The organism is Nitrospirae bacterium CG2_30_53_67, assembly GCA_001873285.1.
In the GTDB taxonomy this organism is placed as follows: domain Bacteria; phylum CG2-30-53-67; class CG2-30-53-67; order CG2-30-53-67; family CG2-30-53-67; genus CG2-30-53-67.
Map to the genome: position 1 here is coordinate 1 of MNYV01000143.1, position 11585 is coordinate 11585.

An 11585-nucleotide genomic window follows, 5' to 3' on the forward strand; every position below is an offset into this window, starting at 1 on the left:
TGGGTCAAGGGGTCAAGGATTCCAGGGGTCAAGTGAAGTGCTAAAAACATAAGGGGCCGAGGGTCATAGGGTTCAAGGATTCCAGTGTTTTTCTCTGGAGATTTTGCTTGCGTTTAAGTATTTCACTTGACCCCTTGAACCCTGGAATCCTCGAACCCTTTTTACCCACTAAATGGGAGAAGAACCATATTTTTTAACTTCCTCCCGAAACGGTGACAGAACACGCCAGGACGGCTTGCTCAAAAAGATGTGTAAACCCCGCCATAAAGCGCTGGAATAACGGTGTAAAAAGGAGATCCGGAATTGCTGATCGACGGCAGGGGAGAGGATGAATCCGTTCCCTACGAAAGGCTAAGAACATTGATCACCCAGGAGGCCTGTCTCCTGAGCGACTTCATTGAAGTTCTGGTGGACCGGGAGAGTTCGGCAAAGAAGATCAACATCCTGGCGAGCCTCGCGGGATATGAGACGGCCATCGAAAAAAGAGAGGGGCACTGGGCACTGAAGGTCGATACCCGTCACCGGCGGTGCCGGTAATGGAGAGTGCATGGAAAATGGTTTGCCCGGCCGTGACCTGCTTTTCTTTTGACGGCCATTAACAGGGAGGGAAATCCGGTGGAATATCGCAATAAGATCCGGAAACCTGTGAATTTCTCTTTCCAGTACACCCTGAAGGACGATCCTTCCGGATATCAGATCAAGGACGGCAAGGTTGTGGATCACAGCGAAAAAGGAATCCGTTTTGAAGCTATGGAGAAGCTCCCGATCGGGACAAGGCTCAGGCTGATCTTCAAAAATCCAGACCCCACCATCCAGGATTTCCGGCTCAAACCTGAGGGGGTTGTGGTCTGGAGCATCCAGCCCGATCCCAAAGAACCGGTTTTCCGGGTCGGGCTGAAATATCTTTAACGATCGCTTCCTTCCGGTGTTGCCGCAGCGTCATCCCCGGTTGGTCCTTTCATAGAAGAATCCATCAATTTCTGCCGGCTGGATGCCCCCATGGATGATAGATCCGATATAAAATAAAATACACCTGCCAGGATCACGGCAACCAACAGAACGCCGAACCCGAGTTTGGGGCTCCGGTAAAAAATAAAAACAAGGAGCACGGCTACAACGATGACATAGGGTTGATTGGCGTGGTAATAGTTCACAGCATAGTTCATGATCTGAGTGATATCCATATACATTCCTCCCTGAGTGATTTCATTATATCACAGGCCGGTGAAATTTCGAATCAAACAGTGGAGGAAGGGTTCACCTCTCATGCCGGTCCGGAAAACTCTCCTTGTATTCCGAATATTTCAGCGCTTTCCCCCGGACACGTTCCTTGGGATATTTCAGGGCATTCTTGTCCACCTTCCGATGGGCGGCATCTACCAGATCAATGCCGAGTTTCCTCGAAAGTTGAACGAGATAGATCAAAACATCCCCTAATTCATCCCGGATCTCGGCTCGCTTCTCATCGGGGAGTTCCATACTCTCAGCCTCAGTGAGCCACTGGAAATGTTCTACAACCTCAGCAGCCTCAACCGACAGGGCCATGGCAAGATTCTTGGGAGAATGGAAACGATCCCAGTCTCTCTCCTCGACAAACTGCTGGATTTTCTGCGCCAGATCTTTCATCCCGATCTCCTCATCATTTCAGTAAAAGCCTGTTTTTTCATCCACTTATGACCGGTCTCACGCAGGCTATCATAACGGCGGCCTTTACGCAAAATAAAAACCATGCTAACCTGAATATATGATTTAAAGTTTTTCAGCCGGATTGACGATAAGAGCGCTGAGGGTGTACGATTCTTCATATTCGACATGCATCCGGTAAAAGACAACGACGGGAGTGCCCGTCCGAAAAGAGAGCGTTAAATGGAGTTCAGTCTTAGCAAACTGGTGCGATATCTGATCCGAAAAGCCAGACTCGTCAGGAAGGATACCGGAGCTGTCGTGGAAGTTGACGTGGAAGCCCCGGTCATGGTTCCCAAGGTCTGCGTGGTACGGGCCCTGGTGGACCGGATGATCCCCGGCCAGCAGATCATTCTGAGGAGCACGGATCTCGAGATGCCTTGGGAGATGCAGCATTTCTGTAACATGTTAGGACATGAACTGATGGACGTGGGCAGGGAAGACGACACCTACTTCTTCACCCTCAGGGTGCGGGGAGATGAGGACCGGCTCCCCTCGCAGGATCCTTTCCAGCTTGACCTCAGCCCGCAAAGCATGATCCGGACCGTGGATATCACCCCGAACAGGGAACCCTGGAGGCTTCAGGGATCCTCACGGCTGCTGCCGGCCTCCCGGCCTGCGCTCAAAGCAAAGTGACGTCATCTCCAAACCTGCTGTGCAGAAAATTACTGATTCCGTTCCCATAGAATCTCTTACCCATACTTTCCACATCCAATAAAAACTTGACTTTTGATGATGCAATCATCAAAATTTGGGATATTCAATAATCATGCCAGCTTACGCACCGCCTTTTTCATGGCCTGGATCAGGAGGAGGTTTTCCTCGTGCATCCGTACGGCCACGCGGAAAAAAACGGGACCGAGGCCTGGGAATGAGGCGCAGTTGCGCACCAGGATCCCGGACCGGAGCAGGGACTCAAAGAGACGTTCCGGTTCGGGGAGGGGAGGGGAGGTCTCAATGAGCAGAAAGTTTGCTTGTGAAGGGAAGACCCGGACACCGGGGATGCCGCCCAGTTCATGAATCAGATAATCCCTTTGCTCGCGGACCAGGGCGACCGCAGCCTGGCGGTACGCTTCATCGCTGAGTGCGGCGATTGCGGCCGCCTGGGAGAGGCGATTGACCGTCCAAGGTTCCTGGTGGATCCTGATCCTCTCCATGAGAGGTTCAGAACCGTACAAGGCGCCCGATCTGAGACCCGGTATCCCATAAAACTTGGTCAACGAACGGAGGACCAGGAGATTCTCGTATTCAGTCACCCGGAACCGGAACGACTCGCCCAGGACAAAGTCCATGAACGCCTCGTCAATCACAAGGGTGACCTTTGAGTCTCCGGACGCGGAAAGGATCTTTTTCATCTCACCGCAAGGAACCAAGCCGCCGGTAGGGTTGTTGGGATTGCAGATCAGGACCAGGTCCACATCCTTCTGCATCTGCTGGATGAACCGGTCCGTATCGAGGGCGAACGCCTCTTCCTTGCGGAGGGGAAAATGAACCACGGCAGACCCGGCCAAGGAAAGGGCACTCTCATAGTCCGAATAGGAGGGCATGGGGATCAGCGCCCTCTTGGGGCGGAGCACCCTTGGGATCAGATAGATGAATTCGGTGCTCCCGTTCCCCGCAAGGATATTCTCAGGCGGGATGCGGTCCCTTGAAGATAGAGTCTCCCTCAGGGTCATCGCATCGGTTTCCGGGTATTGCACCAGCCGGTCCATCTCCTGCAGGACGGCCTTGATCGCTGTTTTGGGCGTACCCAGGGGATTGATATTCGATGAAAAATCGAGGATCTCCTTCTCCGGGACACCGTACCGCCTCGATATCTCTCTGAGATTTCCCCCGTGTTTTTGCTGCATGATGCCAACACCCCCTATTTTAAACAACCGGCCATATTAGTGAGAAAGAAGGAACCGGATGAAAACCGAGAAAGCGATCATTAACAAAGAGCTCGCATACATCAGGGAGACGGCCTCCCGGATACACTTCACGTGGAGTGGCCTTTTGGGGTCGCCGAGATGAAGCTTCGGCCTCGCCGCCCCCATGTAGACATTCGTACCGCCGAGCTGCACGCCCAGCGCACCGGCTGCAGCCGCCTCGGGAATCCCCGCATTGGGGCTGTCGTGTTTTCTCCCATCCCGCCGCATGATCCGCAAAGCCCCCGGCGCCGAGAGATTCAAGAAAAGGGAGCCCAGTACCATGAGCAGGCCCGTGATCCTGGCTGGAATAAAGTTCGCAAAGTCATCAAACCGAGCTGGAAACCACCCGAGATCCCGGAAATGTTCGTGCTTGTATCCCAGCATGGAATCCAGCGTGCTGACGGCCTTGTAGGCCATGGCCGCGGGCGGCCCTCCGATGAGCAGATAAAAAAGAGGGGCGATGACCCCATCCGAGGTGTTCTCGCTCACAGTCTCGACCGCAGCGCGGATGATCTCCTGCTCCGTAAGATCCTGCGTCTCTCTCCCTACGATCCCGGAGAGGAACCTGCGGGCCTCCTCTATGCGGCCTTGTTCCAGACATCTTTTGACCCTGTCTGCCTCCTGGTGCAGGCTTCTTGCAGACAGAGTGGTGTAGGCCAGAAATACGGCAACTCCCCATCCCAGAACAGGGTGAATCCCGGCGGCCCCGTGTATCAGCAGGAGGCTCAGCCCGTAACACAGAAAAACCAGAAACAGTGTGATCATGATACCGGCCAGGCGTCTCCCTTGCGATGAATGCGTAATGCTTCGTGCAAAACCTTCCAGTCCGGCGATGAGCCTCCCCATCAGGACCACGGGGTGCGGGAACCCCTCTGGATCGCCGAAGATCAGGTCCAGGAAGCAGGCAGCAATCAGAGCCAAAGGCGTCATCATTCAATTCCTAATTGCCGGCATGAACATCTATCAGGCGCTTGAATATCAGCGTATCGATTCTGTCGATTATCGACTTGAAGAGTCCTCCGTAGCTCTTGCGATCCGAGAACATCCTGGAACGCAGGGCCTTTATCTCACTGTCGGAGGTCTTTGAGAAGGTGATCGCCTCCCCTCGCTGGAGTACCTGCCTTTCAAGTTTGAGAAGCCTCCCCGCCTTTGATACAAAATCCCTCACGTCCTCTGCAAGACCACCGGGCTCATCAGTTCCCTCCCCATAGAGCACAGCGAGTTCCCTGACCATCCTAAAAAGTGTGTAATATTCCCAACCCCTTATCCCCCTTCGCCATTGTATAAAGGGGCTTCTCTCAAACCAGAGGAAGTTCCGCTTCCCGAACTTGAAGAGATCCTCCACAGCGTTATAAAGCGCTCCCGCAGGGGGAGTATCTTTGAGGACACGCGGGACACCTAAGGCAAGCCCGAGATGCTTCCAGAGGTTCCTGAGCGCCAGCTCCCCGTTTTCGTCGCCGGGGGTATCGAAGTGCAGGAGCGAAGCGAAAACTTTCCCTCTGCCATAGAGACCTTCGACCACAAGCGGGTCGCCCTCCATCCTTTCGGGATTCAGGTTTATGCCATATGCCTTCTCAATGGTCTCCCATCCGCAGGACTTCATATCTCCGACGTTGAGGTCGGAACTGAAGGCATCGTCTGAAGCTTGCTCGAACGAGGCCAGGGTCCTCATTCCGCCCTCCTTTATAACGAATTGGGATGGCCACCAGATTGTGAATAAGGGCTCTTTCAAGCCCTCCCAGAGGGCATGGCCTTCTGTCTTTATCTGTATACGGCCTGAGAGGCTGGGTACCCTCTGCTTCAGAGGCTTTCTCCGTATGTCCAGAAGTCCGAGCCCCTCGGCTGTTGCAAGTCCGGCGCCACCGCATATCCCGATGTATGAGCCGCCGGAAGCTACAAATCTCCTTATGCCTTCCGCCCCATCCCTGCCCAAGGCCCTCATTTTGTTAGAGGCCCATCCTCCGGGGACGAAGAGCGCCTTAAACTCATCAAGCCTTCCGGCCCTTATTTCCTCGGAGCTGACAAGGGAAAACCCGGCCCCGAGACATCGCAGGCTCTTGTAGGATACCAGTGCCCAGAGAAAGGACTCGTCCCAGAAAAGCGCCGTATCAGAACTCATATCAGCCATGACAAACTATCCCAATCCAGCCGCTTGCAAGATGGCATCCATATCCACATACTCCCGGAAGAGGCCGGCCAGACGAGCAAACTCACGGGATTTCAACTCATGATAATCGGTCAGTTCGCTGCTGCATGCGTGGTGGTCTTTCCGGATCGAATCCAAAAGCCGCCGTCGGATGGGAGCATTTTCGAATATACCGTGGATATAGGTCCCCCAGACATTCCCCTTCGAACTCTGTGCCCCATCCTCCTCATCCACTGACCGGCCATTCCTCTTGGTGATGCGAAACATGCCCGAACATCCATTCAAACGAATGCTCTTCCCCATATGAATCTCATATCCGGTCAGATTCGGGAGACCATCCATGGACACAGCTTGGACTTGAGCCGTAACTTTTCCCCATGCCAGAACGGTCTCCACAGGAAGAAGCCCAAGACCGGCTTCTGCACTCTTTGCGCTCTCCACTCCATGAGGATCTTCAATGGTCTTACCGAGCATCTGAAAACCGCCGCAGAGACCGATGACCTGGCCCCCGTTATTTGAATAATCACAGATCGCATGGGCCATACCCGTCTCTTTCAAATATCGGAGATCCCCGATCGTATCTTTGCTCCCCGGGATGATCACCACATCCAGTCCACGAATGGTTTCCTTGTCATCGACATAGATGACGTCCATGCCCGGATCTCCTTCCAGGGGATCCAGGTCCGTGTAGTTGGATAGGCGAGGCAGTCTGACCACCCCGACACGGACCTTACCATCCGGTTCCATGCTTCTGCTCCTTTTCTCCGACAGGGCCACACTGTCTTCCTGTTCGATACGGAGATCTCTTATGTAAGGGAGCACACCGAACACGGGTTTCCCGGTCCGCTCCTCTATTTGCTTCAACCCCGGAGCGAGAAGACTCCGATCACCGCGGAACTTATTGATGAGAAACCCTCTGACCCGTTCTCTTTGTTGATCCTTCAGCAGGGCCATGGTCCCGATCAAAGAAGCAAAAACCCCGCCCCGGTCAATATCAGAAACCAGGATCACCGGGGCGTCGGCCAATTCGGCCATCCGCATGTTAACAATATCCTGCTCAGCGAGATTGATCTCGGCAGGACTGCCCGCCCCTTCCAGAACAATCAGATCGAACCGCTCACAGAGGGATTCATAAGCCTCCCGAATGACATCGAGAGCCCTCTCCTTCATGGCATAATATTCCCGTGCCTTTGCGTTCCCCACAGGTCTCCCCATAAAAATGACCTGCGAACCTAAATCCGTGGTCGGTTTCAAGAGGATCGGGTTCATCTCCACACAGGGATCGATCCTTGCAGCCTCGGCTTGCACAGCCTGAGCCCTTCCGATCTCTTTGCCGTCTTTGGTGATAAAAGAGTTCAAGGCCATATTCTGGGCCTTAAAAGGAGCGACCTTCACTCCCATGTCCGAAAAGATCCGACAAAGGGCCGTCACCACAATGCTCTTCCCCACATGGGAAGCCGTCCCCTGGATCATGATGGATTTACACACTGGTTTTCCCTTATATTCTGTCCCCTGATTTTTTGTCTACCGCCTACTGTCTACTGATTGATCTGTCTTCTGTCGTCCGTCATCTGCCTTCTGTCCGATACCCCCGACTCGTAACCAAAACCTCTCCGAACTTTTTGGTGTCCGAGTTTCCGATGATCACGGTGGTCAGCATATCGATCTCGTGATCGAGCATATGGTCGAGGTCTGCGATCACGATCCTGCTCTCTCCCCGCAGGGCCGAGCGCACCAGGCCTACCGGGACATCCCCGCTTCTTGACTCTCGAATAATCTTCCGGGCCTCAACAATTTGTTCTGTTCTTCCCTTGCTCTTGGGATTGATCAAGACAATCACAAAATCACCTTGGGCTGCGGCATGAAGTCTCTTTTGGATGGTCTCCCAATCCGTTAACAGATCACTGAGAGAGATCACGGCATAATCGTTCATAAGAGGCGCGCCCAGAAGGCTCGCCGCGGCCTGCCCGGCCGTGACCCCTGGGACCACCTCCAGGTAGATCTTGGACCGCGGATAATCCCGTTGCAGGTCATGGATCATCTCCAGCGCCGGTCCGGCCATACCGTAGACCCCGGCGTCCCCACTCGAGATCAATGCCACCCTGCGCCCGAAAAAAGTCTCCCGCACCGCCTCCTCGCACCGTTTGATCTCACTCCTCATCCCCGATTCCCGGAACTCTTTCCCGGGAAATGCATTGGAGAGGAGGCGCAGATAGGTCCGGTACCCGACAATCACCTCGCACTCGTCCAGGACCTCCCTGGCTCGGCCGGTCATCTGGTCCAGGTCTCCGGGTCCGATCCCTACGAGGTAGAGGCGCCCCTTGACTCGGCCAGCGCCGCCGTCACATTGCCGGATACGGCCTTCGAAATCACAAGTGAATCCGCGCCTGCGCCTTTCATGGCCGCCTGTTCGCATACCCCTTTTACCCCCAATTCCTTCTCTGCCCATACCGAAGGGCCCGAGCCGTCCGGCATGGCATTGAGTTCATCTCTGGTATAGAAGACCAGAGGAACGCCGAGCTTCGCCGCAAAATTCAGGAGCCCGGCCTCATCCTTTTTCACATCGATGGTGGCGATCCGCCCCACGGACTGCAGGGCAAATCCCTCCCGTTTCAGGAGCTCCGTAACCACCTCATGGATCTCCGTCCCGGAGGTCCCCCGGTTGCACCCGATCCCCAGGACCAGGTTCCTCGGCCGGAGGATGAGGGTCCCGGGGTCCTGTTCCACTTGCCTGATCCTCCGGCTGCTGACGATGATTCGGGCTTCACATGACGAACCAAGAAGCCCCTCCAGGGTATCAAAAGAGACCCACGAGCCGTCCGCATCCCCAATCCACGGAACCCCCTCCCTGAAGATCCCCACACATAAACCGTTTACAAGAGAGGCGTTGATCTTCTTGACGGCCTCAGGATTTTCGACCGCAAGGCCCATCTCCCCGGCCCAGAGTTCCACAGCCGGAAAACCGGAGAGGTCCGTGGCCGTGGTAATCACGGGATCGGCCCCGATGGCTTGCGCGGCCTTCCTGCAGAGGGCATTGGCTCCACCGACATGCCCGGATACGAGGCTGATGACATGCTCTCCCTTCTCGTCGATGACCAGGACCGCCGGATCCGTGCGCTTGTCCTCAAGCAGGGGAGCAATCACTCGTACCACGATCCCGGCGGCCATGACAAAAATCATCGAGCGGTACCGGCCCCAGATCCTTGCGACCAGATCCGAAAGCGGCGGATCAAAGGGGATGAGGTTCTCACCTTCCCCTGCAAGGTTTGAGAGCGTATAACCATGGCATGCGGGAAGTGCTTCGCATAGACGTTTCCCGATCTCCCTGCCGTTCCTGGTCACGGACAATACGGCTATGTCAGCTTCAGTTTTCATCTTCTCCCTGGGCCTCCCGGTACCCGTGTGAAAAGTCTTCATCATAGAGCAGGGACCGGGGTGCGCTCTCCATGGAGCGGAGGATCGGATCCAGGACGTCTCCCACAATGATCAGGGCCTGGCGTTTGATCCCCTCCCGCTCCGTCTGCCCTGCGATCTCCGAGAGTTCCCCCCGGAGGATCTTCTGGTCCGGCCACGTGGCTCGATAGACCACGGCCGCCGGCGTATCCCCTCGGTAATGCTCCATGAGTTCCGAAACCACCTCCCGGATCATCCCCATACTGAGGAAGATCACCATGGTGGCGTTGTGGCTTGCGAGCAGGGAAAGGCGCTCTTTCTGAGGGACCGGCGTCCTCCCGCCCCGCCTCGTCAGGATCACGGTCTGGGAGATGTTGGGAAGAGTCAGTTCCTGGCGCAGGGCCGCTGCGGCCGCTGACCATGAACTCACCCCGGGCACCATATCAAAGGAGATCCGGTATTTCTCCAGTTCCACCATCTGCTCGAAGATCGCTCCATAGATGGACGGGTCCCCGGAATGGATGCGGACCACCTGGCGCCCTTGTAGCGCATCGGCCACCATGGCCTTGATGATCTCTTCGAGGGTCATCTTAGCGGTGTCTTGGATCCTGGCCCCCTCTTTGGCCCATTTCAGGATGTCGGGATTGACGAGTGAGCCCGCATAGAGGATGGTATCCGCTTCAGAGATCAGCCGCCTGGCCCGCAGGGTCAGGAGTTCCGGGTCTCCGGGCCCGGCCCCCACAAAATAGACCTTAGACATTCGTCAATCCCCCTCATCTCTCGCCCACTACACAGTGGTAAACTCTCTGCCACAGAGCCCACAGAGCTCTGTGTTCTCTGTGGCAATAGGTTTTTCATTCGTGTTGAGATGTCACGATCAAGGTGGAAAGGTAGTCCACTTGATCAGGATTTACTGCCGAAAGGTCCCGGTAAATCTTCTCCTCCGGGGTCCCGCACCGGGAGACCAGGACGGCCCGGTCCATCATCCCCATCTCCCTGAGAAGTTCGATCACTTCTCCAAGCACACGGTGGACCTTGATCAGGACCACGGTCTCGTACTTCTCCAGCGCCTCACGGATCTCGTCCATTCTGTAAGTCGCAGGGAGGATCAGGACACGTCCTCCGGTACGGGCCAGGGGGACTTGGGCCGCCGCCGCCGAGGCCGTGATCGAACTGACCCCCGGGATGATCTTGCAGGTCACATCCGGATGCTGCTTCTGCATCCGGCCGAGGACATACCCAAAGGTGCTGTAAAGCAGGGGATCGCCCAGAGTAAGAAATGCCGCGTCGCTGCCTTTGGAAAGGACATGATAAATCTTTTCCACGGCATCCATCCATACTTTTTCCAAAACCTCGGGTTCCCTCTTCATGGGAAAGGAAAGGAATTCTACCTTCTGCCACGCCGGATTTAAAATCTTCTTCACGACTTCGAATGCGTGGCTCCCCGAATCGGATCTCGCCTCCGGGCAAAAGATGACCGGCACCTGCTGAAGGATCCGGGCTCCCTTGAGGGTCAGAAGTTCCGGATCCCCCGGCCCCACGCCGATACCGTAAAATGTCCTTTGAAGTTTAGACATGTTCTTCCATATAATTTTTTATTTATAATAAATTATTCTTTTCCGCTCTACGAGCCATCGGCCGAGATGATGAACACGGGATTTTCCGCCTGCATCATGACCTTTCCCTTGAGGTCGTGCCCCCGGCCGATCTGGACCGAGACCACATCAAGAGAGAGTCCCCGTTTCTTCAGGAACGCCACGGTCTGGTGCAGGGTCTCCAGGGTCACGGCATTGACCACGATCCTCCCGCCTGGACAAAGCCTCCGGACCGCGTTCCTGAGGATCTCTTCCAGATGCCCGCCGCTTCCGCCGATGAAGACCCGGTCAGGATCGGCAAGCCCCTTGAGCACGGAAGGGGCCTCACCCCGGACGACTCGGATATTCCCGGACCCGAAGCGCAGAATGTTCCGTTTCAGCATGGAGATCCGCTTGGCCGACTTCTCCACGGCATAGACCGTAACCCCCCGGGCCAGCCTGGCGGCCTCGATCGAGACCGAACCGGATCCGGCGCCCACGTCCCAGAGGATATGGCCCGGCCCGATCCTGAGCTTCCCAAGGGTCACGGCCCTGACCTCGGACCGGGTGATCATCCCCTTGTCGTGGGCCAAGACATGATCCGGGATCCCGAATCCCTCCTCCCCGGCCCGGTCGTTCAGGATAATCATCACGTTCAGATCGGGAAACCGCTTCCCGGTCAGTGAAGAGAGGTTCCCCTGCCAGACCTTCTCATCCGGTCCTCCCAACCGGCTGCAGACATAGACCGTCGTGTCCGGAAGACCGGCTTTCAGCAGGGCCCTCGCGATCCGCGACGGATGGTTCTTCGGATCCGTGAGCACGGCCACCTTGGTGCGGCTCCTGACCGTATGAATCACCGAGAGGAGATCCCGTCCATGG

Annotated in this window: 14 protein-coding genes; 3 read left to right on the forward strand and 11 right to left on the reverse strand. The window is 55.8% G+C overall.

Annotated elements, in window-relative coordinates:
- Positions 1-303: 303 nt before the first annotated feature.
- The gene (locus tag AUK29_08995; protein OIP62162.1) at positions 304-537 is read left to right on the forward strand and encodes a hypothetical protein; all 234 of its coding nucleotides are present in this window, start codon (positions 304-306) and stop codon (positions 535-537) included.
- 48 nt (positions 538-585) lie between these two features.
- Entirely contained in the window at positions 586-909 is a 324-nt protein-coding gene (locus AUK29_09000; protein ID OIP62163.1) for a hypothetical protein, read from the forward strand.
- On the opposite strand, the gene AUK29_09005 is transcribed toward AUK29_09000, so the two are convergent.
- Both AUK29_09005 and AUK29_09010 read right to left on the reverse strand, forming a co-directional pair.
- Positions 906-1184: a hypothetical protein gene (locus tag AUK29_09005; protein ID OIP62164.1), complete on the reverse strand. Its 279-nt coding sequence runs from the start codon at positions 1182-1184 to the stop codon at positions 906-908. The genes AUK29_09000 and AUK29_09005 overlap by 4 nt on opposite strands.
- A 73-nt stretch (positions 1185-1257) precedes the next feature.
- Positions 1258-1626 carry a nucleotide pyrophosphohydrolase gene (locus AUK29_09010; GenBank protein OIP62165.1) on the reverse strand — a complete coding sequence of 123 codons (369 nt, stop codon included), beginning with the start codon at positions 1624-1626 and terminating at the stop codon, positions 1258-1260.
- A 240-nt stretch (positions 1627-1866) separates the two neighbouring features.
- Here AUK29_09010 and AUK29_09015 point away from each other — a divergent pair, with 240 nt between their 5' ends.
- A complete protein-coding gene (locus tag AUK29_09015) occupies positions 1867-2319 on the forward strand; it encodes a hypothetical protein (protein ID OIP62166.1) in 453 nt (150 codons plus the stop codon).
- A gap of 131 nt (positions 2320-2450) precedes the next feature.
- On the opposite strand, the gene AUK29_09020 is transcribed toward AUK29_09015, so the two are convergent.
- From AUK29_09020 to AUK29_09060, 9 genes are all read right to left on the reverse strand, one after another.
- Positions 2451-3533: a threonine-phosphate decarboxylase gene (locus tag AUK29_09020; GenBank protein OIP62167.1), complete on the reverse strand. Its 1083-nt coding sequence runs from the start codon at positions 3531-3533 to the stop codon at positions 2451-2453.
- Positions 3534-3569: 36 nt separating this feature from the next.
- Positions 3570-4523 (reverse strand): cobalamin biosynthesis protein CobD, encoded by a 954-nt coding sequence (locus AUK29_09025; GenBank protein ID OIP62168.1) that lies wholly within the window; start codon positions 4521-4523, stop codon positions 3570-3572.
- A 10-nt stretch (positions 4524-4533) separates the two neighbouring features.
- Positions 4534-5721, reverse strand: a complete 1188-nt coding sequence (locus AUK29_09030; GenBank protein OIP62169.1) for a hypothetical protein — start codon at positions 5719-5721, stop codon at positions 4534-4536.
- A 6-nt stretch (positions 5722-5727) separates the two neighbouring features.
- Positions 5728-7212: a cobyric acid synthase CobQ gene (locus AUK29_09035; GenBank protein ID OIP62170.1), complete on the reverse strand. Its 1485-nt coding sequence runs from the start codon at positions 7210-7212 to the stop codon at positions 5728-5730.
- Between the two features lie 94 nt (positions 7213-7306).
- Positions 7307-8014 (reverse strand): precorrin-3B C(17)-methyltransferase, encoded by a 708-nt coding sequence (locus AUK29_09040; GenBank protein OIP62171.1) that lies wholly within the window; start codon positions 8012-8014, stop codon positions 7307-7309.
- A 26-nt stretch (positions 8015-8040) separates the two neighbouring features.
- Positions 8041-9114, reverse strand: coding sequence for a hypothetical protein (locus tag AUK29_09045; protein OIP62172.1), 1074 nt, complete (start codon positions 9112-9114; stop codon positions 8041-8043).
- Complete coding sequence (locus AUK29_09050) at positions 9104-9892, reverse strand: precorrin-4 C(11)-methyltransferase (protein ID OIP62173.1); 789 nt, start codon at positions 9890-9892, stop codon at positions 9104-9106. Before AUK29_09050 ends, AUK29_09045 begins: the two co-directional genes overlap by 11 nt.
- 94 nt (positions 9893-9986) lie before the next feature.
- Entirely contained in the window at positions 9987-10709 is a 723-nt protein-coding gene (locus AUK29_09055) for a precorrin-2 C(20)-methyltransferase (GenBank protein OIP62174.1), read from the reverse strand.
- Between the two features lie 47 nt (positions 10710-10756).
- A partial coding sequence (locus AUK29_09060; protein OIP62175.1) for a precorrin-6Y C5,15-methyltransferase (decarboxylating) subunit CbiT occupies positions 10757-11585 on the reverse strand: 829 nt, incomplete at its 5' end.

Coding starts and splice junctions, on each gene's coding strand:
- AUK29_09010 (OIP62165.1), bottom strand. CDS start 1,626: ATGAAAGATCTGGCGCAGAAAATCCAGCAGTTTGTCGAGGAGAGAGAC.
- AUK29_09050 (OIP62173.1), bottom strand. CDS start 9,892: ATGTCTAAGGTCTATTTTGTGGGGGCCGGGCCCGGAGACCCGGAACTC.
- AUK29_09015 (OIP62166.1), top strand. CDS start 1,867: ATGGAGTTCAGTCTTAGCAAACTGGTGCGATATCTGATCCGAAAAGCC.
- AUK29_09045 (OIP62172.1), bottom strand. CDS start 9,114: ATGAAAACTGAAGCTGACATAGCCGTATTGTCCGTGACCAGGAACGGC.
- AUK29_09055 (OIP62174.1), bottom strand. CDS start 10,709: ATGTCTAAACTTCAAAGGACATTTTACGGTATCGGCGTGGGGCCGGGG.
- AUK29_09035 (OIP62170.1), bottom strand. CDS start 7,212: ATGATCCAGGGGACGGCTTCCCATGTGGGGAAGAGCATTGTGGTGACG.
- AUK29_09020 (OIP62167.1), bottom strand. CDS start 3,533: ATGCAGCAAAAACACGGGGGAAATCTCAGAGAGATATCGAGGCGGTAC.
- AUK29_09025 (OIP62168.1), bottom strand. CDS start 4,523: ATGACGCCTTTGGCTCTGATTGCTGCCTGCTTCCTGGACCTGATCTTC.
- AUK29_09040 (OIP62171.1), bottom strand. CDS start 8,014: ATGACCGGCCGAGCCAGGGAGGTCCTGGACGAGTGCGAGGTGATTGTC.
- AUK29_09030 (OIP62169.1), bottom strand. CDS start 5,721: ATGGCTGATATGAGTTCTGATACGGCGCTTTTCTGGGACGAGTCCTTT.
- AUK29_09005 (OIP62164.1), bottom strand. CDS start 1,184: ATGGATATCACTCAGATCATGAACTATGCTGTGAACTATTACCACGCC.